Annotated in this window: 18 protein-coding genes; 6 read left to right on the forward strand and 12 right to left on the reverse strand. The window is 43.4% G+C overall.

Annotated elements, in window-relative coordinates; translation table 11 throughout:
- Positions 1–5 precede the first annotated feature (5 nt).
- Positions 6–665, forward strand: a complete 660-nt coding sequence (locus tag U5K72_06235; protein MDZ7718404.1) for a hypothetical protein — start codon at positions 6–8, stop codon at positions 663–665.
- Positions 666–852: 187 nt separating this feature from the next.
- Here the strand turns inward: U5K72_06235 and U5K72_06240 are convergent, their stop codons facing one another.
- Complete coding sequence (locus U5K72_06240; GenBank protein ID MDZ7718405.1) at positions 853–1,593, reverse strand: class I SAM-dependent methyltransferase; 741 nt, start codon at positions 1,591–1,593, stop codon at positions 853–855.
- 100 nt (positions 1,594–1,693) lie between these two features.
- Between U5K72_06240 and pyrF the strand changes: the two genes are divergently transcribed.
- Together pyrF and rnhA are read left to right on the forward strand one after the other, a co-directional pair.
- Entirely contained in the window at positions 1,694–2,533 is an 840-nt protein-coding gene (pyrF, locus tag U5K72_06245; GenBank protein MDZ7718406.1) for an orotidine-5'-phosphate decarboxylase, read from the forward strand.
- Complete coding sequence (rnhA, locus tag U5K72_06250) at positions 2,526–2,975, forward strand: ribonuclease HI (GenBank protein ID MDZ7718407.1); 450 nt, start codon at positions 2,526–2,528, stop codon at positions 2,973–2,975. Before pyrF ends, rnhA begins: the two co-directional genes overlap by 8 nt.
- Positions 2,976–2,984: 9 nt before the next feature.
- Here rnhA and U5K72_06255 read toward each other — a convergent pair whose 3' ends face one another.
- The 5 genes from U5K72_06255 to U5K72_06275 all read right to left on the reverse strand — a co-directional run bounded on the left by U5K72_06255 (position 2,985) and on the right by U5K72_06275 (position 11,762).
- Positions 2,985–3,890, reverse strand: a complete 906-nt coding sequence (locus U5K72_06255) for a universal stress protein (GenBank protein ID MDZ7718408.1) — start codon at positions 3,888–3,890, stop codon at positions 2,985–2,987.
- Between the two features lie 15 nt (positions 3,891–3,905).
- Complete coding sequence (locus U5K72_06260) at positions 3,906–5,525, reverse strand: BCCT family transporter (GenBank protein ID MDZ7718409.1); 1,620 nt, start codon at positions 5,523–5,525, stop codon at positions 3,906–3,908.
- A 40-nt stretch (positions 5,526–5,565) separates the two neighbouring features.
- A complete protein-coding gene (locus U5K72_06265; GenBank protein MDZ7718410.1) occupies positions 5,566–6,795 on the reverse strand; it encodes a hypothetical protein in 1,230 nt (409 codons plus the stop codon).
- A gap of 758 nt (positions 6,796–7,553) precedes the next feature.
- Positions 7,554–9,185 (reverse strand): L-glutamate gamma-semialdehyde dehydrogenase, encoded by a 1,632-nt coding sequence (pruA, locus tag U5K72_06270; GenBank protein ID MDZ7718411.1) that lies wholly within the window; start codon positions 9,183–9,185, stop codon positions 7,554–7,556.
- A 288-nt stretch (positions 9,186–9,473) separates the two neighbouring features.
- Complete coding sequence (locus U5K72_06275; GenBank protein ID MDZ7718412.1) at positions 9,474–11,762, reverse strand: DUF5916 domain-containing protein; 2,289 nt, start codon at positions 11,760–11,762, stop codon at positions 9,474–9,476.
- A 206-nt stretch (positions 11,763–11,968) separates the two neighbouring features.
- Between U5K72_06275 and U5K72_06280 the strand changes: the two genes are divergently transcribed.
- The 3 genes from U5K72_06280 (at position 11,969) to U5K72_06290 (ending at position 14,654) form a co-directional block, all read left to right on the forward strand.
- Positions 11,969–12,502, forward strand: coding sequence for a DUF885 family protein (locus U5K72_06280; protein ID MDZ7718413.1), 534 nt, complete (start codon positions 11,969–11,971; stop codon positions 12,500–12,502).
- A complete protein-coding gene (locus U5K72_06285; protein MDZ7718414.1) occupies positions 12,465–13,715 on the forward strand; it encodes a DUF885 domain-containing protein in 1,251 nt (416 codons plus the stop codon). Before U5K72_06280 ends, U5K72_06285 begins: the two co-directional genes overlap by 38 nt.
- A 471-nt stretch (positions 13,716–14,186) precedes the next feature.
- Positions 14,187–14,654: a hypothetical protein gene (locus U5K72_06290; GenBank protein MDZ7718415.1), complete on the forward strand. Its 468-nt coding sequence runs from the start codon at positions 14,187–14,189 to the stop codon at positions 14,652–14,654.
- A 240-nt stretch (positions 14,655–14,894) separates the two neighbouring features.
- Here the strand turns inward: U5K72_06290 and U5K72_06295 are convergent, their stop codons facing one another.
- The 6 genes from U5K72_06295 to U5K72_06320 all read right to left on the reverse strand — a co-directional run bounded on the left by U5K72_06295 (position 14,895) and on the right by U5K72_06320 (position 21,284).
- Complete coding sequence (locus tag U5K72_06295) at positions 14,895–15,482, reverse strand: DJ-1/PfpI family protein (protein ID MDZ7718416.1); 588 nt, start codon at positions 15,480–15,482, stop codon at positions 14,895–14,897.
- A 229-nt stretch (positions 15,483–15,711) separates the two neighbouring features.
- Entirely contained in the window at positions 15,712–16,620 is a 909-nt protein-coding gene (locus U5K72_06300; GenBank protein ID MDZ7718417.1) for a glycine betaine ABC transporter substrate-binding protein, read from the reverse strand.
- Between the two features lie 87 nt (positions 16,621–16,707).
- Positions 16,708–17,547 carry a proline/glycine betaine ABC transporter permease gene (locus U5K72_06305; protein ID MDZ7718418.1) on the reverse strand — a complete coding sequence of 280 codons (840 nt, stop codon included), beginning with the start codon at positions 17,545–17,547 and terminating at the stop codon, positions 16,708–16,710.
- Positions 17,544–18,794 (reverse strand): glycine betaine/L-proline ABC transporter ATP-binding protein, encoded by a 1,251-nt coding sequence (locus U5K72_06310; protein MDZ7718419.1) that lies wholly within the window; start codon positions 18,792–18,794, stop codon positions 17,544–17,546. The genes U5K72_06305 and U5K72_06310 overlap by 4 nt, the downstream gene beginning before the upstream one ends.
- Before the next feature lie 680 nt (positions 18,795–19,474).
- The gene (locus U5K72_06315) at positions 19,475–20,320 is read right to left on the reverse strand and encodes a nucleotidyl transferase AbiEii/AbiGii toxin family protein (protein ID MDZ7718420.1); all 846 of its coding nucleotides are present in this window, start codon (positions 20,318–20,320) and stop codon (positions 19,475–19,477) included.
- Positions 20,295–21,284: a type IV toxin-antitoxin system AbiEi family antitoxin gene (locus U5K72_06320; protein MDZ7718421.1), complete on the reverse strand. Its 990-nt coding sequence runs from the start codon at positions 21,282–21,284 to the stop codon at positions 20,295–20,297. The genes U5K72_06315 and U5K72_06320 overlap by 26 nt, the downstream gene beginning before the upstream one ends.
- Positions 21,285–21,364: the final 80 nt, after the last annotated feature.

The raw sequence follows: 21,364 nt of genomic DNA on the forward strand, positions 1-21,364 counted from the left end.
ATTTTATGGATATTTTTAAACTGATTTTTGAGCATGATTTGCGATTAGATGAACTTCGTGAGCGCCACCTGGACCGGAGTACGCAGGAAGTTTCTGCAAGTATCGAGGAATTTATGAAACCCGATCCTACCTACTCCAAATTTTACATCTCAGGGACGGTTCTAAACAGGAAAACATTTGGATTAGACAGGATCAAACATTACCCGCAAGTGATTGATGCTATCTCCAAAGCATTGAACGGGTTTAATATTTTCCTGAATGATTCTGCGGTAGATCTTCAGAAAGCAGTGAAGGAAGCAAAAATCGGCTGGCCAATACTTTTATCAGAAAAGAATGAGGTACAGTGGAATCGGCAGGAACTTATTATAGATGATGAAAGTAACGTAGGCCACAAAAAATCGGTGCTGGCTGAGGTATTGAAATCCGGTGATCTTGTTTTGTATAAGGAAAAAGCCCACCAGGGATTTGACCTGCATCTGTTTTCACAGGACAACATCTATCCACAACTTTTCTATCCACTGAGAGAACTGGTAAATGAAGAGTTCCGGTTTTTTAGTATTAACGGCAAGCGAATACGATCCGAACGTCAGTTCTATTTCGAAACCTGGTCGCTCCACAAACCACCCCACGGTGCCGAAGAGGTGTTTTCAGAAACGGAGATTTGATTCAGGGTACAGGATTCAAGTTTCAGGATGTGTCACCCGGGGTGTCTCCATACAGTGAGGCAAGAGCGAGTCAACTACGTTAAAACTTCGATAACCAAGGACGCTCACGCCATGTGATAACTTGTTCTGAGGACTCGATGAACCACAACGGCATAATGAATTCACGGCGGATACTGAGTTGCTCTATCTAAATCTTTCTTGCAATCATCAATAAACGGGAACTCTCTTCTTTATCAAAATTATCCCCCTCGTAAGATCCATAGCTTCGATCAAGCTGAAAACCGTTTTTGGCAAAGGCTCCCTCAAACCAATCTTTTTTGTAGAGTTTAACCCGTTCATGATATTGAATCGGTTTTTCCAGCTTTTCGCCGGTAAAGCGGATCTTTTTATAGACCATGTTGTTTTCAATTTTTCGTTCGATATGAACGGTCATATCCTGAAATAACTCTTCCTCCTCCTCTACCAGCTCTTTTCTGACCTTATGGGCATTCAGGTAATCCAGGATGAATATTCCATCTTCTGAGAGCATCTTGCTGACACTTTTAATCACTTTTTCATTTTCTTTATCCTTCAAAAAATAACCAAAAGTGGTAAAGAGGTTTACTACGGCATCAAATGATCTGTCCAGCGGACGCCGCATATCGCCAACCTGGAATCGAAGGTTTGGAAGATCTTTGTCTCCGGCAATTTGTACTGCTTTGGCAATCACCTCTTTGGAGAGATCGATTCCCAGGACATTATATCCTCGCTCGGCAAGAGTTATGGAGTGGCGTCCCCGACCACAGCCAAGGTCCAGAATGTTTGGGTATTCTGATGCGGGGATCTCTTTTTCGATAAGTTTTGCCAGTTTATCTGCTTCATTCTTATTCCGGTATGCATAAAGTTTTTCATATAGTGGACTGTCGAACCATTTTTCAAACCAACTCATAGGAGAAATCCAAGTTTTTGATAAATAAATGTATCGTACAAATGAACGCCTTATCTTATAGTTTTTAAATTTATCTTCCAAAAAATATGAGCAAAACTCTATGACTTTTACTGAGAAGTTGAAACGAACGGTAACCGGCTCTAAATCCCTGTTATGTGTTGGGCTTGATCCCGTTCCCGAACGGATTCCCGAACCTCTCGCTAAAAAATATTCAAATCGGTCAGATCTGGTCCTGGAATTTTGCTCGCGAGTGATTGATGTTACCAAAGATCACGCTTGTGCCTATAAACCGAATACAGCTTTTTTTGAAGCGCTGGGCAGCCCCGGATGGGAGATTCTGGAGCAAACTATTCAGCATATACCCAAAGAAAAAGTAATTATTGCCGATGCAAAACGAGGCGATATCGGTAATACTGCTGCCCAATATAAAAAGGCTTTTTTTGATGAGCTGAATGCCGATGCCATAACTCTCAATGCTTTGATGGGAATGGATACACTGGACCCTTTTATTGATGATGAAGAGAAAGCTGTATTCGTGCTGGCAATGACCTCTAACCGAGGATCTGCCGACTTCCTGCAGCGGCGTTTTCAAGGACGGATGTCACTTGGCGAATATATCGCTGAAGAGCTTAGCAAAAAGCAGGAGAAAAGCCTCACTCATCTGGGGATGGTGGTTGGTGCTACACAAATTGAATCGATCGGATCCGTTATTCAAACCAACCCCGAAGCCCATCTGTTAATCCCCGGTATTGGAAAGCAGGGTGGTTCTGTAAGCGATTTACAAGCTGTATTGAAATACCATAACGGAATTCCAGTTATTAACTCCTCCCGGTCAATTATTTATGCGGGATCGAATCAAGCAGATTGGGAGAGTGCTGTATCGAGGGCAGCATTAGAAATGAAACAATCACTAAAGGAGCTTACCGAACGATATGTCTGATTCTTTGCCAGAAGTTATTCTATATACTGATGGAGCGTGCAGCGGAAATCCCGGACCGGGCGGCTGGGCGGCGCTTTTAATGTGGAAAGGAAAAGAGAAAGAGATGACCGGAGGGGCCCCCGATACCACCAACAACCGAATGGAGATGAAGGCTGTAATTGAGGGGTTGAAAGCATTGAAGAAACCGTGCCATGTAAAAATTCACAGCGATTCAGCCCTGATAGTAAATACATTTAAACAGGGCTGGATAGAGAACTGGCAGAAAAAAGGTTGGAAAAAATCCAACAAAAAACCTGTAGAGAACCGGGATCTTTGGGAAGCGATGCTGAAAGTGATGGAGCCTCACACTATTGAATGGATCAAAGTAAAAGGCCATGCTGATAATCAGCTAAACAACCGGGTTGATAAACTGGCTGTACAGGCTTCCCAAAAATATAAGTAACCCGCCTGCTTAATCTTTAAAAATTGATTTCAGGAACTCTGTGTATTTCTCCTTGTTTTTTTGAATCAGAAGCGGGACCCCAAATGCATATCCAACCATCTTGTCGGTAAAATCGTGTTGAATAAGGTTGGGCATTTTCTTGATTTTGGAACTCACAATGATGATATCAGTTTGTTCACGAATGGTTTGTTCGTAAACAGTATCAGCCATTTTTCCCTGTTTATGCCGGGTGAGTACAAATTTTATATTCCCGGGAATGTCGTATTCGCTGACAAATTTCTCCTTCTTCTCTTCAATTTTATTATCGATCTCTTCTTTCTCCTCATCAGAAAGCATATAAGGGAAGAATTGAGCTCGGTATTCATAAACATGAAGTGCTGTAACAGTACCTGCTGGTACAAGCTGTTGAGCAGTTTCCAAACCTTTGGCTGATTGTTGAGAAAAATCAACAGGAACAAGGGCATTTTCGAGACTGTACCGGCAGTTTTCGGGGATAAATAACAGGGATGTGGGAACATATTTCAGTATGCGTTTTGGTACAATACCTTCCCCTATGTAACCTACCTTTTTACCCATAAGCAGCAGATCGGGCTCAAGTGAATTTACAACCTGAATGATTTGATCTGATGGTTTTCCCTCCTTGATAATCAGGCGGACTTCAATCGACGAGTCGCCAAAGTGTTGCTCAATCTTTTCATTAAGCTCGTTGCGGATAATCTCTTCGAACTTCTCTTTAGATTCGATCTCCGGGAACTGATCGATAATGTTTAACGCAGTGGGTCCGGATTGAATGATGTGTAAAAAAGTGATGGTTTTTGGCTGTTTTACAGTTGACAGAAAGGAACTGTAACCTACCAAAACTTCATCCATGTTTGATAAGTCGAGGCATACTAACCAATGATTGAAATTCTTCATAATCTTCTCTGATATCTATTTATTCTGTTGTTTTTTTATTGCGTTGGAAACCAGGTCTCTGTAAGATTCACGTTCTTTAGCTCTGGATTTGTCCTCGAGGTCTTCATGTTCACGCTGTAACCCTTGCTGCAGGCTGTAGCACATCACCAGCAGAACAATTGTAAAGGGCAGACCGGTACTGATAGCGCCTGCCTGTAATGCACCAAGGCCGCCGCCAATGAGGAGAATTGCAGCTACAACCCCCTCGGTAGTGGCCCAGAAAATACGCTGTCCCACGGGTGCATGAAGTTTCCCGCCGCTTGTAAGACCATCAATCACCAGCGAGCCGGAGTCAGACGAAGTTACAAAGAAACTGAGAACTAAAACTATAGCCAGGAAGGATGTAATCATTGAGAGTGGAAACTGTTCGAGCAGTATAAAGAGCGAGGTCGTTTGGTCGGCCTGAACAGCTTCGGCAATTTCAGCAAAGCCGCCAATTTCCAGGTAAATTGCACTGCCGCCAAAACCACTCATCCAGAGAAAAGTAACCAGAGTCGGTACAATTAAAACACCAAGTACAAACTCTTTTACAGTGCGTCCTTTTGAAATCCTGGCGATAAACATCCCTACATAGGGCGACCATGAGATCCACCAGGCCCAGTAAAACATAGTCCATGAGTTTAAGAAATCACCCTCTTCGTAGGCTTGAGTCCACGTTGCAAAACTTGCAAAATTTTGGATGTAGTGACCTATGTTTTGCATAAAGGAACTGAGAATATAGAGAGTAGGACCAACAAACAGGATAAAAAGTAAAAATAGAGCGGCAATTCGTATGTTAAACTCACTCAGTACTTTTACACCTTTGTCAATGCCTACTACCACCGAGATAGTAGCTACTGCTGTAACTCCGGCGATTATAATGACCTGTAGGGTCACTGTATTTGCGATGCCAAACACATACTCCATACCCGCACCGGCCTGTGATGCACCAAGCCCGAGAGAGGTTGCTAAACCAAACAGTGTAGCCAGTACAGCTAAAACATCAATTACATCTCCGATCCAGCCATCGATGCGGTCTCCCAAAAGAGGATAAAACACAGAGCGGAAGGAGAGGGGCAGTTTACGATTAAATGCAAAAAAGGCCAGTGCTAAAGCTACAACTGCATAGATTGCCCAGGCATGTAATCCCCAGTGCAAAAAGGTGATTCCCATAGCATCCCGTACGGCCTGTGTACTGCCTACTTCGGCATGTGGCGGGCTGATAAGATGCCACATCGGTTCTGCTACGGCGAAAAACATCAGCCCGATTCCCATACCTGCACTAAAGAGCATTGCAAACCACGCCGAAGTACTGAATTCCGGTTCAGCTCCCTCTCCGCCAAGACGAATCCTGCCATATTTGCTGAATGCAAAATAGAGGGAAAATCCAATGAAGATATTTACAGCGGCTACAAACAGCCAGCTTGCAGAATCAGTAATAAAAACCCTGGCCGAATTGAAGGCTTCTTCTGCTGATTCGCCGGCAATGAGAGTACCGACAATTAAAAGAGCAATGAGTATTACGGACGGCCAAAAAACCGGTCCGTGAATATCAAAATATTTTTTAACACCGGGATTGCCCGATGCCTTTTTTTTCTCTTGTTCTGTTTGACTCATAATTAAATAACTGGATATTTAAATTTGTATGATGCTTGTTTTAGAAATAAAAACCGATGTTAATATTGAAGCGAATATTATATTCTGAATCGCCAATCCCAAGATCTTCGTGACCGGGTCCCACACCAACTCCAAAATTATCTGTTAGCCAGGGATGATTGATCCCCTGGGCAATATCGAAATAGGTGAAAACGGGGCCGGCAGTGACAAGCACTCCTGTGATATTCTGTATTGTATCCTGAAAATTACCATCAAGAGTCAGTTGATCTCCACCGGCGGTTCTGGTTGTACTGTTTCCAACCGCGTTTGCCATGTAGCTGAAATCATTGTAGAAGTTTAAGTTTGTGATCGGTCCCCACTCTACATCATAAGAGTAAGAGATGCCAAGTGTGGCAATCCATGCATCTGTGGAAACTTCGTATGGAATGGCATAAGCTCCCATAAAAACAGTGCTTAAGTCTTCTCCCACATCATTTTGGGCGTCCATGCCATAAAACAATATTTGGGGCAGAATATTAAAGTTTCCGGTGTTTATGTCGGCATGGAGCGAAAACGCATATTGGTTATCAAACTCATCCCGTACGCTGTTGTAAAGCTGTCCATACTGTATAGATGCTCCCAATTCGCTGGCACCAAACTTATATGCCGATCTTATGTTGAACTGGTTGCGTTCGGTAAGTGTGGAATTTGCTCCGGGTATAACATCGTAGGAGTACCGTCCGGGTCCGCCGGTACCGAATGAAGCTGGAGGTCCCTCTGGTTCTGCCTGGAAGAAATAGGCAAAATCCCACTGAAATTTATCGGTGTTGTGGGTGATTTTCAGGCCCATGTCGTGATCGTCTTCAAGCCCCACATAGTAGGGAAGGCTGAACCACCAGTTATGGGAGTTGTATTGTATGTTACCAAAAGGCACTTGTGTAACCCCAAGCTGGCCTTGTGTAGATTCAGTAAAGTTGTATTCAAGCCATCCCTGTTTAATAAAATGTGTACCAAAGGTTGGATAAAAGCGATATTCAAAATTAAGCCCGATTCCCCCCGGATTGTCATATATCATATTAACCCGCCAGGTATCCATGGTGAATGAGGATTTTGTTGCATCAATATCGCTTTCATAGTTCTGGAGAATCATATTAAACCGAAGTGCTCCGCCAACATGCAGGCTCGGTTCTTCATCCTCCGACTGGGCGAATGAGATCGCTGGGATGGTTGAAAATAGAACGATTGAAAAGATGAGAAAGAAGAGAAAAAAATTACCGTAGAGTTTTTTCATCAAGGAATTAATTTTTCTTTTTATTTATAAGGTTAGTTAAAGCAGTATTAGCCTGTAAATAGTTGATAAATATTGCCTTTTGATCTATAAAATCCAAAGAAGTGGACCGTATACTTAGAGTATTAGATGTACAATGCCATTGTGTATGATTATTTAATAAATAAAAGATTTAATATTAAAAAATTTAGTTATTATTTCTATTCAGATAAATAATAAAAAGCAAAATAAAGATTTCGCAAAAATTATCTGCACTAAGATCGGGTAGCTTGAGATTAAGGGAAGGGAAGTCTGATTTAACCATTTAGTATGCAATAAGTTACTCGAATTGTATCATCTGTATAGATCTTATTTGATCAGCGCATCAGTACTTTAAAAGAGCTTTTCGTCTGCTGGCAGCAACAACATTCAGGTGATAAGAAATCAGCTTTTGTGAGTGTGGGATTTCTCTTAAAGTGGTTTAATTTCCCAACCCTCTGGATCGGAAAAGATTAAAGTCCACCTTCCCACGAAGTGCTCCCTTCGGAAGAAGGGGAAAAGCGAGCAGAGTGAGCAGGGGGGATCATGTTCTACGTTTTGTATTGTCCAGACCTTGGTTCTGAGGCACAGGAGTTCATCCCCCATTGCCCCCTTTGAAGGGGGACACTTCACAATAAGGGCATAGATTGTTAAAAAAAATTTGGATTATAAGTAGATACCTCGTGTGCTCTGCCATTAGGTAATTCATTAACAAACCCACATCTTGTAAATGTTGAATTGATTTACTCCTCATCCATGTAAGGATATCTCCAATCTTTAGCGGGAACCCGGGTTTCCTTGATCGATTGTGCGGACAACCATCGAAGCATATTGATGATACTTCCGGCCTTATCATTTGTACCGGATTTTCGCGATCCACCAAACGGTTGTTGGCCTACAATTGCAGCGGTTGGTTTATCATTCACATAAAAATTACCGGCTGATTGCTTGAATCGCTTCGCCATCTTATTGAGGGCGTATCTGTCTTGTGCGAAGATGGCACCCGTAAGAGCAAACGGAGATGTGTTATCACAAATATCTAATGTATCCTCGAAATCCTCATCCTCGTAAACATAGATAGTCAATACAGGGCCGAAGATCTCCTCTTCCATCGTTTTAAATGTCGGGTTGCTGGTGAGGATAACAGTTGGATCAACAAAAAAGCCTTCCGAGTCATCATACGTACCCCCCGCCAGGATCTCTGCGTCATCGGCCTCTTTGGCATAGTCGATATAGCCCGTGATCTTATCAAACGCCTTTCGGCTGATGACCGCTCCCATGAAGTTGGTGAAATTCGTTACATCACCAACGTTAATTTTGGATACTTCTTCGAGGAATGGCTCTTTGAAATCCGGCCAGATCGATTTGGGAATATACATGCGTGATGCGGCTGAACATTTTTGTCCCTGGTATTCGAAAGCAGCCCGCAGTGCAGCTACCACCATTGCATCGGTATCGGCGGTGTTGTGTGCAAAAATAAAATCTTTACCGCCGGTTTCTCCTACAATTCGCGGGTAGGTTTTATAGGTGTCGATATTTTCACCGATCGTCTTCCATAGATGATTAAATGTTCCAACGGACCCGGTAAAGTGTAAACCAGATAGGTCGGGACTCTCTAAAACCGGATCACCAACGTCTGCTCCTTCACCCGGCAGGAAATTGATAACACCATCAGGCAAACCGGCCTCCTGTAATATTTTCATCACAAAATAGTTCGAATAAACGGATTCCGGCGAAGGCTTCCAAAGCGACACATTCCCGCACATGGCCGGAGCAGATGGTAAATTTCCTGCAATTGCTGTGAAGTTGAACGGGCTAACTGCAAACACAAATCCTTCCAGCGGCCGATATTCGACTCGATTCCACATGCCATCGGGAGAATAGGGCTGTTCGGCCATAATCTTTGACAGATACCACGGGCCAAACCTCAGAAAATCCGCAAGTTCACCAACTGCTTCAATTTCAGATTGGTGTGGTGTTTTAGACTGCCCCAACATAGTAGAGGCGTTCATTGTGTAGCGCCAGGGACCGGTAATTAAGTCTGCTGCTTTCTGAAAAATTGAAACCCGTTCCTGCCACGGCATATTTGCCCACTCTTTTTGAGCTTCAAGGGCAGCATTAATAGCCATGTTTACTTCCTTCTCTCCACAATAATGAACGGTGGCCAGTTTGTGATCGTGCTTGTGGGGCATCACCACATCAGCCGTTCGTCCGGTTTTAACTTCCTTTCCATTGATAATTGCAGGAATCTCAATTTCCTGGTCCTGCAACTCCGTTAATTTCTGCTTGAGTTTCTTTTTTTCCGGAGATCCCGGTTCATATGCATTATACGGTTCGTTCTTTGGCTCCTGGATGTTGAAATAGGCATTCGGCATAGTCCTTTATATAAGCTTAAAGTGTTTGTTTTTTCTGAATGAAAGATAACGGTTTCTCATCGATTTTGAAGGATAAACCTTCCGTCCAGTTGATTGAGGTTATAAAAACAAGAGAGGAGAGAAAGTCATTCGATAGTGACAGTTCATTGATAATCAGATGTCATAAACAAGAATGATTCTGCCAGCCGTAAGTTAAGGGGGCACAAGTGACGCTTCGCTTAACACTTGCGCCAGTCGGCGGCTATATCTGAATTCTTTGTTTTAAACACTCATCCGATGATTTCCTATTTAAAACCGATGTGTATACGAAATCTTGATTGCCCCGCTTCGCTGAAGAGTTCGGAAGCGGCTGAGCTGATCCTCCTCCAGCCAATTGTGGTTGTACACGAGGTAGAGGTCTGAACCGGGAGTAATAATCCACCTTAGGCGATTATTCGTGGCAAGCAGCTGGCTTAGATTATCGTACTGTATGTTGGTTGTGAAAAAGAGTGAATTGGTGAAGTCCATATTGGCTTCAAACCGGAACAGATCCGTAGAAAAACTTCCTTCAGCTAAATCTACATCGGTTCGAACATATTCAGGGGTAAGTTCGAGCCCAGTGAAAGGACGAAGACTTAGATTCAGGCCATATTGAGTTCGGGTACCGGACCAAAATCCACCCGATTCAAACTCGGCTCCGAAAGACACTTTCCTGTATGAAGCTGTTTGTAGTTCGGCAGAGGCCGTCCAGGTTACGTAATCATCAACAGGGATAATGATAGAATTGTCCCGCCGGATATCGAACGGAAACTCCAGTCGCTCGTAATTTCTTGAAATATCAAAAGCCATCTCGTCACCACTCATGAACGAGATATTAAAAAGAGTAAATCGTATTTCCTGGGTTAGCAGCTCAAAATCAAGATCTGTCAGATGTTCAAACCGAATTTCCCATTCCACCTGCTGAAAAACATCACTTTCCGGGAATTGTGGTGAATATGAGATTGAGGGCTGAAAACGGCGAAAGGCATTTCTGGGTGTAAACCCAACGGCCGGGTTGTATGCATCTCCAAATTCCCGGTAAGACATCAGGCCTGCCCAGGGTTGATTCGGATAATTTATACGAAACCCACGGGTGGTTCGATCCCAAAATTCAGAAGTATCATCGTTTGCCAGGGGAGAGTTGTGATAGACAAAAAACGCCTGAAACTGAAGATTTTTATCTTCCCTGAAGGTAGAAGTACTCAACTCCAGGTCGGCTCCGATTGTATGGCGATCCTGTAACTCAAGTTCTCCACTTCTATCTCCATCTGTGGCCCGCCGGGTATAAATCATGCCTATAGTACTTTCGCTGCCGATATTCCGCTTGACCCGGGCAACCGAAAAATTTTCAGGACGGATGTCACGCTGTTCACCTGTGCGAACATGCAGAAAAGCGAGGTTATAGGGACCGGAGTTGCCAAGCAGCCGCGCTCCATAGGTAATTGGAATGGGCTGCCCTTCCTGCAATCCAATTCTGCGGCTGAAATATGGATTTACCCTGCTTGCCGGTGCAAATTCGTAGATGTTGGAGCCCTCCAGGAAGAAGTCTCGCTGTTCGGGAAACTGAACAGCAAATCGTGTTAAATTTACAATACGCTGATCCACTTCGGCTTCAGCAAAATCGGTATTGAATGTAAGGGAGGCTTTCAGGCTGGGGGTGATACTGTAGTTGATATCCAGTCCTCCGTCCAGATCGGTATCGGTTTCGTCACCTTCGGCAAGTTTTTGTTCGTTGCCGGTTAGGATTCCAAATGGTTTTACCTCCAGTCCCAAACCCTGAGACATTCCGGTAAGTCCTGTAAGTAATCCGCCATCCTGTGGCCGGTCAATTCCCTGGTTTCGTTGATATCCGGTCCACAGAACCGTTTCACTTTTTCGTCGAATCACACGCATAAAATTCACTCCCCAGGTATCACTTTCGGGATCGAAGTTGAGTGATCGGAATGGAATTTTAATCTCTGTAGTCCAGCCAATTTCGTTAATGGTGGCTTTCGCATCCCAAATTCCATCCCAATTTAGATTAATGGATTGCCCCTGACCCGTAGTGATGAGCCCGTCGGTTCGAAGAGCATTGGGATTTACCTCCATGAAATAGGCGTTGCGCTGATCGTTGAACGTATCAAAAAACCAGGTAAACCGTTCATCAGCTACAATTCGTACATCTCTGCGTCTTTGGGTCGCTTTAATCCTGGACGGATCGCTGTCATACAATATGACGCCCATGTATAGGTACTCGTCATCGTAAGCAATTCGCACTTCGGTCTTCTCGGTGGCCGGATCTCCCTCATTGGGTTCCTGCTGCCGAAAGCCGGTGGCTGCGGGAACGCGTTTCCAAAACTCTTCATCTACTTTTCCATCAAAAATAAACTTCTCGGTATTTTCCAGACGCAGAGCTCGTATCTCTTTTTTTATACGGTTCTGAGAGAGTAGATCTGCAGGTAACAGGATCGAGAATATGAAAAATATGGCAAAACAGGTTTTTACTTTACTACCCGCAAATGAAGCAGCGTTGCTACGTGTTAGATTTTTGTTGAGCAACCAGGATTTTTTAGTGTTCAAACTACTGAACCGGTTTTCTAAATTAACGTAATACTTGAACTCTTTAAAATTAACGATTTATTAAAGTGTACGGAGTAAATTTGAGTAAAATATGAAGCCGGGTACGCCATCCATAATTTTTAGGATCTCAAAAATGGTGGTTTTTTAAGAGAAGATGGTTTTGAGTAATTTTACCTTATAAAAATCCCAAAATTTAATGTATTCCCATGTTTCATATTCTTCTCATCTTATCTATTCTTTTCGTTCAGTCTCCGCAATCCACTGCGGAGGAACAGCTTCAGATGATTTTTGATGATCACTGGGAATACAGCCTTCAGACTAATCCCATCTTTGCCACCAGCCAGGGTGATGACCGGTTTAACGATCAGCTTCCCGAAACAGGATTGGATGCGATGGAGGAGAATTACGAGAAGTCGAAAGAGTTCCTGTCTCGCTTGCATAAGATATCAAGAGAAGAGCTGAGTAGTGAGAGTCGCATCAATTACGATATTTTTGAAAATCAGCTTGAAGGTTCGATTTGGGCGTATGAATTGAACCATCATCTGCTTCCGCTGAATGGGTGGTGGGATTATCACGCTTCATTTGCAACTCTGGGCGATGATGTTCCACTTGAAACAGTGGAGGATTATGATAACTACCTGAGCCGGCTGGAGGAATTTCCTGATTATAACGGCGGCTACATCGAACGGATGAGAAAAGGAATTGAGCTGGGGATTATGCGTCCGCAAGATTGTTTTTGATGATTACGTGGCATCGATCGAAGCGCTGATTACCGAGTCATCGGAAGAACATCGATTGTATGAGCCGTTTAAGGAATTTCCGGACAGTTTTAGTGAGGAAGAGAAGCAGCGGCTGACGAATCACGCAAAAGAAGTGGTCGGTGAGATTGTGATTCCCGAATATCAGCGGCTGCGTGATTTTTTGGTTGATGAATACATCCCGAATACAACCGAAACGATTGGAATTACGGAAATTCCGGGTGGAGAGGAGTATTATAATTATTTGATTCAGGATCATACCACGATTGATATTACGGCTGATGAAGTCCATCAAATCGGGCTGGATGAGGTTGCACGAATTCGAGGGGAGATGATGGAGATTGTTAAATCCGAAGGCTACGGGGATGATTTTGACGCTTTCGTGGAATTCCTCCGCACGGACGATCAGTTTTACGCCGAAACACCTGAGCAGCTATTGAAGGAGACAGCTTACGTTCTGAAAACTATCGATGGGAAACTGCCGGAACTTTTTAAAACGTTGCCGCGGCTTCCCTACGGAATTGAACCGATTCCCGATTATCTTGCGCCGCGAACAGCTACGGCTTACTACAGCCGCGGAGATGCAGATGGAACCCAAGCCGGAACCTACGCCGTAAACACATATGATCTGGATAGCCGACCGCTTTACGAAATCCCAGCGCTTTCACTGCATGAAGCCGTGCCGGGTCACCATCTGCAGATTGCCCTGCAACAGGAGTTGGAGGATTTGCCCAAATTCAGAACCACAGCCAGTTATACCGCTTTTACCGAGGGTTGGGCACTCTATGCCGAACGCCTGGGAGAGGAGATCGGGATGTACGAAACGCCTTATAAAAAATTTGGTCAACTGAGTTACGAGATGTGGCGGGCTCTCCGCCTCGTGGTGGATACCGGCATGCACGCCAAAGGCTGGAGCCGCGAGGAAGCCATTCAATACATGGCAGACAATTCTGCTCTGTCACTTCATAACATCCGCTCGGAAGTCAACCGCTACATCTTCTGGCCGGGACAGGCACTGGCGTATAAAATGGGAGAAATCAAAATCCGTGAGTTGCGAGCGATGGCCGAAGAAAAACTGGGAGAGAACTTTGACCTCCGCGAATTTCACGATGTGGTTTTACTCAGTGGAAGTATTCCGTTGAATGTGTTGGAGGGGAATGTTGAGAAATGGATTGAATCAGTTGGCGGGGAGTAGTAGGCAGTTTTCAGTTGACAGTAAACAATTTTTCTCGTTTCACCGCTCTGCTGTGAAACGTATCAGACCAGCATTGTGGTAAGATTTCTAACCAGCAAAATAAATTATAAAATTTTGGTCATTCAACTCCATAAAATTCAATCGCGAAAGAACTAAATACCTGGTATTATCTCATAAAAAAAGTGCAGCTTTAAATGGAGCGTCAGAATGAGGAAAATAAAGCCAATCTTTTTGAGCCAACTCTTTCCTACTATTCGCATTAATAAGAGGTATGTATCTGTGACTCAAACATCTACAACACAGATGTATACACCCATTTGCCGATAAAAATTTTGGGGCTACGCTCAATTCTATTTGTCTTACCGACAGATTGTTGGAGCAATCACGTGCTATCTCAGCGCAACCATTCCTCTCGAATTTTTATTCGGCCAATCAACAAAATCATAAAAATTAAAACAGATCATCTATATCATGAAGTATTATTACCAGAATTGTTTACAATCCTCAATCATAAAATCTTTTGCCATGTTAATGGTATTTGGACTAATGACATCTGTGCTTGCCGGATGCAGTTCCTCTACATCTGCAAACGAAGAGGATAAAGATTCCGAAAAACAGACCCGAACGTTTGACCTGATTCTTGCCGCCGATGGTTCCACAGTAGTTGGAACAGCCACAACTGAAATCATCACAGAGGATGACGATGCCTATATCGAAGACGGATTCTTTATCACGCTCGATATTTCTGGTTCGGAATTCGATCCCCCCTTTGATATCGATATGAACACGAACTCCGGCTTCTGCGGCACATGGGACGTTCAGGATGGAGAAAAAGCCGAAATGCCTTGTGATTATGAGGAGTTTCTGTCCGATCCTGGCGAGTTGATTGTCACTTCCGAAGATGGTGACGGGGTGGAGGCGTATACTGTGGAATCGTAAGTGAATTTTACCGCTATTAAAAACGAGTCGGCTTTTATTCAACTTCTAATCGGTTTGGCTTGATCAGCTGACTTTGGACGCTATGATCGTCTCATTGAGTTATGCTAATGTTCTCTGTTGGGAGCAAAGAGTATATTGGCAGCATCTTAATGAAAAAACGTGTTTCATATTTATGACGCAGGATAAAAAACCCCGCCGGATTGTAATGGGCGGGGTTGAATAGAAGTATAAATTTGCAGTTTAATCGGCGTGTGTAATTTCGGTTCCGAGAACTTTTAGAAATTCAGCCAGCCATTTCTGATGTCCGGGCCAGGCCGGTGAAGTAACCAGGTTTCCGTCAACCACGGCTTCGGTTGGCGGGACCTCTTTATAGTTGGCTCCGGTTAGCTCCATCTCCGGTCCGCAGGCGGGATAAGCAGTCAGCGTTTTCCCTTCAATACCACCGACTGCAGCTAAAATTTGCAACCCGTGACAGATGGCAGCAATAGGCTTGTCTTCCTCTACAAAATGGCGAACCATTTCAATGACACCCTCATTGAGCCGCAGATATTCCGGTGCGCGACCGCCGGGCAATACCAGTGCATCATACTCTTCCGGGTTAACATCATCGAAAGTAAAATTCAATGTAAAATTGTGGCCGGGCGTCTCCTTGTAGGTCTGATCTCCTACGAAATCGTGAACGGCTGTGGGGCACTGGTCTCCCTCTTTCTTGTCCGGACAAACAGCATGAACCGTATGGCCAACCATCTGCAGTGCCTGGAACGGAACCATGGTTTCCAGATCTTCGCCATAATCTCCTGCAATCATCAAAATTTTTTTTGCTCCCATAATAATAACTCCTCTTTTTTTTGGATTGATCTTTTCATGTCTTTAAAAAACATACCGATTGCCAAGAACATTCGTTTTGCAAAGGGTTCGTCCCCGGTTAAATGGACGGATGGAACAGAATGAGTTTGAATTCAATAAACCGGGTTGGTTGCAGAACTGGCAGAGCCAACATAAAAAAAGGCTTCTGATCGTAAAATCAGAAGCCTGTAAGATCTGTACGGAAAGTGAACTACTGTGCTGAAGCCATTTCGTCCATCGCTCCTTCGGGTATCCAGCTTTCGATCAGTTCTTCATTTTGATTCATCCATTGTTCTGTAACAGCGGATACATTTTCATCCGATTCCTGGACCTGAACCATCAGGTCGGCCAATTGATCTTCCGTAAACTTCATATTTTTCAGGAAAGCGGCCAGTTCCGGCTTCTCTTGTTCGAGATTTTCGCGTCCCATAATATGGATATTCCCTGACTGCCAGAGTACTTTATCCGGATCTTGTTTTAGAAATTTCAGATCCCAACGCCCGAATTTCCAGTGAGGCTGCCAGCCGGTAACCACAATCCACTCTTCATTTTCAATAGCGTTACTCAGGGCGGCAGTCATGGCCGGGCCGCTTGATGTCATCAAGTCAAAATTGAGATTGTACTCATCAATTAACTCTTGAGTGGTTTGCATAACACCGGCACCGGCATCAATCCCGGTAATCTGCCCGTCAAACTCTTCGACATAATTGTTCAGGTTTGAAATACTGTCTACCTCAACATATTCCGGTACTACAAGTCCGCTTTGAGTTCCCTCGTAAACATATCCAAGATCTACAATATCATCTTCGTATTGATCCATGTAGTTTTTGTGCAGGACGGGTAGCCATGTCTCCATAAATGCGTCCTGGTCACCATTGGCAATGGCTGTATATGCGGGCCCCACATCAGCGGATGTAATATTTACTTCGTAGCCCATTTTTTGTTCAAGAATATTTTTTGCGAGATTTGTATAGGCAATTCCCTCAGCCCAGTTTACATACACAAGGTCAGCGGTATTTTCTGTCTGTTCCCCGCTTTGACATCCGGTTGCTAAAACAGCCAGGAGTAGAAGAACAGAGGTCAATTTTGATGCCCAATGTACTTTATTTAAAATGTTCATAGTTAGATATTTTGATTTGAATTTTAACTCGTCTTGTTTGATTGCTGGTCGTTAGTAGTTAACAGATTCTTAGGCAGATACGTTGGTTTACCCGTTGCTGGTGTTTTGGGATGCCGTTCCCATAGATTGAGTAATTCTGTCCAGGAAAATAGCGAGAATCACAATAGCAATTCCGCCTTCAAAACCAAGCCCGATATTCAGTTGCTGAATTCCCACCAGTACAGGCTGTCCCAAACCTCCGGCACCAATTAACGAAGCGATAACAACCATCGAGAGCGCAAGCATAATGGTTTGGTTGACACCGGCGAGAATAGTTGGCAATGCAACAGGAAGCTCCACTTTAAACAACATTTGCCTGGAGTTGGAACCAAATGCAAGTGCGGCCTCTTTTACCTCATCGGGAACCTGCCGTATACCCAAATTTGTAAGCCGCACGGCCGGCGGTGTAGCGAAAACAAGCGTAGCCACAACTCCCGGAACTTTTCCAAGCTGGAAAAAAAGAACAGCCGGAATCAGATATACAAATGCCGGCATTGTTTGCATAAAGTCTAATATGGGCCGTACAATCTTTTCAACAAGGTCATTTTTGGAGGCCCATATTCCCACGGGTATACCGATCAGAAGGGCGATAAGTACAGCCGTAAAAATTAACGCCATAGTATCCATGGTCTCGGCCCAGAGCCCCATCCCCTCGATCACAAAAAGTCCTGCAACGGTAAATATGGCCACACCTTTGCCTGAAATATACCAGGCGAGAAGGGTTAAAAGGCCAATCATAATCAGGGGGTGCGGGAACAATAAGATCCCTTCGAATGTATCCAGTGTAGCATTTACAACAACTGTAACGGCATCAAAAAACCCCTCCCAGTTTTCGCGCATCCATTGTATAATAAATTCGAAAAATCGTCCAACAGGAATATCTATCATTGTGTATTCTCTTCGGTTAAAGTTTCTGTTTTCATGGTCTCAGAGTTGGCTTGCTTTTTCGTATCGTTCAGGTTTACTTCGTTAATGATCGATGCCCTGCTCACCACTCCGCGAAAGGTTCCGTCTTGTTCCACAACTGCGATCGACAGCCTGCTTTCAATCGCTTTGGAAAGGAGCTGTTTAATGGGGGTTTCGGGCAGGGTTGTATGAGCATCATTCCTGATGATCTCCTCGACCGATTTAATATTTTTATTTTTCAATCTGTTTGCATCATCAATGGTAACCACCCCCTTGTACTTCCGGTTTCCATCCAGTACATATACAGTAGAAACGCCTGATTTTTCCATCTTTCTTGCTGCTACCCCGGGCCCATCTTTTTTCAGGTCTATAGTTGGAGCTTTTCGCATTATAGAAGCGGCCGTAATGATTTTCGTACGGTCAACATTTTGTACAAAGGCGCGTACATACTCGTTTGCCGGTTCTGTAAGGATTGTTTCCGGTGTTCCGATCTGTACAATTCTTCCATCTTTCATGATGGCAATACGGTCGCCCAGTTTGAGGGCTTCATCGAGATCGTGCGTGATAAAAACGATGGTTTTGTTCATCTTGGTTTGAAGTTCAAGAAGCTCCTCCTGCATATCGTTTCGTATTAGCGGATCAAGGGCGCTAAAGGCTTCATCCATCAGCAGAATTTCCGGTTCGTTTGCGAGTGCCCTTGCAAGGCCTACCCGTTGTTGCATACCTCCGCTTAATTCATTGGGCTTTTTATCTTCATACCCCTTTAATCCAACCAGTTCAATCGCATTACGGGCTTTTTCATGGCGGGTCTCTTTGTCAGCGCCCCCAATTTCAAGACCGTAAGCTACATTATTCAGTATGGTACGATGAGGGAAAAGTCCAAAATTTTGAAATACCATCGACATACTGTGCCTGCGGAGTTCCAGCAGCTCATCCCGTTTGATATCCATGATATTTTTCTGTTCACTCTCCAGGAAGATTTCGCCATCCGTTGGCTCAATCAGGCGATTGAGGCATCGAAGTACAGTCGATTTTCCGCTGCCGGAAAGCCCCATGATTACAAAGATCTCTTTCTCCTTTACTTCAAATGAAGCGTCGTCAATTGCAACAGTTAAGCCTGTTTTTTCGAGAATTTCATCTTTACTCATCCCGTCACGAAGCATCGGGATCGCTTTTTCCGGTTTTTTGCCAAATATTTTATAGAGGTTGCGAACCGTAATTGCTGCCATATTTAGTTTTTCTGAATCGTTGTTATTTATTGAACCTATTGTTTCTTCGAAGATAAAAAAAACCTACAGGCTATTTAATTAACCCGGATTATGCACCAAGAAATTTGGTTGTGCACAAGGCGAAGAGGAAATGGTGACGGAAGGGTATCTGAGTACCCTGAGTAAAGCATTTCAACTTCAACGCAGTGCACGGGCAAATTTCGTAGCCATTTGCCACAACACTCAAAATTGAGCTACCATCATTTCCCGATACATGTAATAATATCAGTGCCTTAACTTCTATTTTATACTTTTTCGTGAATAATTCGGGTTAAGCCTTTTTGGTATGATGTTGAGTGTTAAGAACTCCGGGAGAAAGGACAAGTAACATTTGATGTTTAAAAGGGATTTCATTCTATATCCGGTAATTGTGGATAAAAAAATGTGATGAAGAAAAATGAGAGAAACTACTTTCTGGTGTTACAACCTTTAAAAAAGTATAGTCACTCAGTCAGCTACAAAAACAGTGGCACCGGGAATGCTGTCAGATTTTCAGCCAGTCTACAGATACGGGAGACACTATCTAACGATTGTTCTCTGAAAGTAGCAGGTCCGTTTGGATCGGAACCGTGTTAAAAGCTTAAATAACTTGTGTTTTATCTGGTTGAATAATGAAGCGGATGGCTTTTTATACCGTTCAATCAGGAATTTCTATCCCCGATACCAGCTTTAAAATCATTCAGCAATGTGATGCAATATTCCAGATTCCATCCCTTTTCACGTGCCCAGTTTCGGGCAATTTCTGAGGTAGAAGCATCTGCTGTATTTTTCTCAAGAACGGATTCTATTCGTTGTTTCAGGACGGGTGATTTATCCAAATACGGTTTTACTTTTCGCCCCAATATTCGGGATGAAAATCTGTGTTCATCAAACTCTTCCATCTCTTCTATGATATCATAGTGATATTTCAAATTGTTTTCATACTCCAGGTCGTTGTAATGTTCAATGACTCGTAAAATGTCATAGAGATCATTATTTCGAACCTCTGGTCTGTCACTCCAGGCAACAAGCTTTAAGATAACCATACCCGGCAGGGGAGGGATTCGAACCTTTGTTTCGCCAATGTTGACCTCCGTGGCATCATCCATAACTTCTTTGAATCCTAAAACATGAAGATCAGTTGTTCGGTCGCTAAAACCAATCGTTTCACTCTCCTCAATTTCTCCAAAAGGGAGAAGATCAACAACGATGTCAAACTCTTTGTGATGGAATCGCCACGCAGCCTCTGCTTTTGTAAATCCCTGGTCTTGAATGGAATCGGAAATCTCTTCGTACTCATCCAATGCAGAAACCATAATTGCAAAATCGATATCCTTGGTTCCTCTTGCAGGTTTAGTCCCTTTTTTGAGTAACTCCAGACTGATGGCATTCACACCGATCAGGTAATAAGGAATATCATGAGCGGTTAGTACCTCATCGATGATGTCGAAGACTTCTTTAAAGTAAGGAATGGCCAGCTCTTTATAACTTTGGTTCGATTCGCTCATTGAATAAAATATTTGCAGTTTCGATGCATCGTTTATCATTTGTCATAATCAGATCTGCGTAAACCAATATTGGAGGTGCCGTGTTGTCCGTTTCATCATTCTTCCAGAATTTCTGATAGGCAAACAAGTTTCCCTCCTTGTCTGGCATTAAACCGTAGTTCACCATCAAGTCCTTCTTTGTTTCTTCAGTATAAAGTGTAAGTACACCGGGTTTTAGATAATTGGTCAGCAAGTCTGCGGCCGGTTCACCGCCCCATACAGTTTTTGTAAGATTTAGTGGAATCTCTTTCCAGTCCTCTGTTCGTTTCGCCGTGTAACGACCCATTTCTAATGTGGGTTTAAGTGTATTGTGATACTCCCTGATCCACTGTTGGAGAAGCTCTTTGCGATCATGAAATGCGTACTTCTTCTTATCCAATTTGTAGATCTGGCCGGTATCCATTAATCCTTGTAACACTTTAGGAATATTCCCAAGGGCCACTCCGGCTTTCTCTGCAATCTCTCGTTGTGTTTGGTTGATTAACCTTTTATCCCGTAAGAATTCGAAGAGCACTTTTAGACCGGTTGGTGTAAAAGCCCGGTTCCCGGTTTTATCCGTTTTATTCAACTTTTTGTCCCCATCCAGAAACAGGAGCAGGTTCTCTGCATTTACAAATAGATTCCCATTTGCCTCCAAATAGTTGATGCGGTGTCCTTTCAACTTCTTTTTCAATCCGGGAAATAGTTTGTAAGCGATCACCATCAGGTTTTTATAATTCCCGGCTTGTTGTATCAACTGCTCAACCTGGTAGGTTCGAAGTTCTTTTTTGACGATGGCGTCAAACCTTACATTTTGATCTTCATACCAGAGTTCCAATACACCATCCAGAATCTTATTATTCTTCTTATAAGGATGCCACTTACCTTTTAATAAGGTTGGCTCAAGGTTTTCTATGGCGGTATGGACAATCTCTTCTTCTTTCATGTTCACAATATTAAAGCGTTCACGTTACGTGAACAAACTTAATTTGTGAACAAAATAGACAAAGAAAGGTGTGAAAAGCA

The sequence above is a fragment of the Balneolaceae bacterium genome (assembly GCA_034521495.1).
Lineage (GTDB): Bacteria > Bacteroidota > Rhodothermia > Balneolales > Balneolaceae > Rhodohalobacter.

What these genes read in the sequence shown, in the direction of transcription:
- U5K72_06235 (MDZ7718404.1), top strand. Translation starts at nt 6, where the DNA reads ATGGATATTTTTAAACTGATTTTTGAGCATGATTTGCGATTAGATGAA.
- U5K72_06240 (MDZ7718405.1), bottom strand. Translation starts at nt 1,593, where the DNA reads ATGAGTTGGTTTGAAAAATGGTTCGACAGTCCACTATATGAAAAACTT.
- pyrF (MDZ7718406.1), top strand. Translation starts at nt 1,694, where the DNA reads ATGACTTTTACTGAGAAGTTGAAACGAACGGTAACCGGCTCTAAATCC.
- rnhA (MDZ7718407.1), top strand. Translation starts at nt 2,526, where the DNA reads ATGTCTGATTCTTTGCCAGAAGTTATTCTATATACTGATGGAGCGTGC.
- U5K72_06255 (MDZ7718408.1), bottom strand. Translation starts at nt 3,890, where the DNA reads ATGAAGAATTTCAATCATTGGTTAGTATGCCTCGACTTATCAAACATG.
- U5K72_06260 (MDZ7718409.1), bottom strand. Translation starts at nt 5,525, where the DNA reads ATGAGTCAAACAGAACAAGAGAAAAAAAAGGCATCGGGCAATCCCGGT.
- U5K72_06265 (MDZ7718410.1), bottom strand. Translation starts at nt 6,795, where the DNA reads ATGAAAAAACTCTACGGTAATTTTTTTCTCTTCTTTCTCATCTTTTCA.
- pruA (MDZ7718411.1), bottom strand. Translation starts at nt 9,185, where the DNA reads ATGCCGAATGCCTATTTCAACATCCAGGAGCCAAAGAACGAACCGTAT.
- U5K72_06280 (MDZ7718413.1), top strand. Translation starts at nt 11,969, where the DNA reads ATGTTTCATATTCTTCTCATCTTATCTATTCTTTTCGTTCAGTCTCCG.
- U5K72_06290 (MDZ7718415.1), top strand. Translation starts at nt 14,187, where the DNA reads ATGAAGTATTATTACCAGAATTGTTTACAATCCTCAATCATAAAATCT.
- U5K72_06295 (MDZ7718416.1), bottom strand. Translation starts at nt 15,482, where the DNA reads ATGGGAGCAAAAAAAATTTTGATGATTGCAGGAGATTATGGCGAAGAT.
- U5K72_06300 (MDZ7718417.1), bottom strand. Translation starts at nt 16,620, where the DNA reads ATGAACATTTTAAATAAAGTACATTGGGCATCAAAATTGACCTCTGTT.
- U5K72_06305 (MDZ7718418.1), bottom strand. Translation starts at nt 17,547, where the DNA reads ATGATAGATATTCCTGTTGGACGATTTTTCGAATTTATTATACAATGG.
- U5K72_06310 (MDZ7718419.1), bottom strand. Translation starts at nt 18,794, where the DNA reads ATGGCAGCAATTACGGTTCGCAACCTCTATAAAATATTTGGCAAAAAA.
- U5K72_06315 (MDZ7718420.1), bottom strand. Translation starts at nt 20,320, where the DNA reads ATGAGCGAATCGAACCAAAGTTATAAAGAGCTGGCCATTCCTTACTTT.
- U5K72_06320 (MDZ7718421.1), bottom strand. Translation starts at nt 21,284, where the DNA reads ATGAAAGAAGAAGAGATTGTCCATACCGCCATAGAAAACCTTGAGCCA.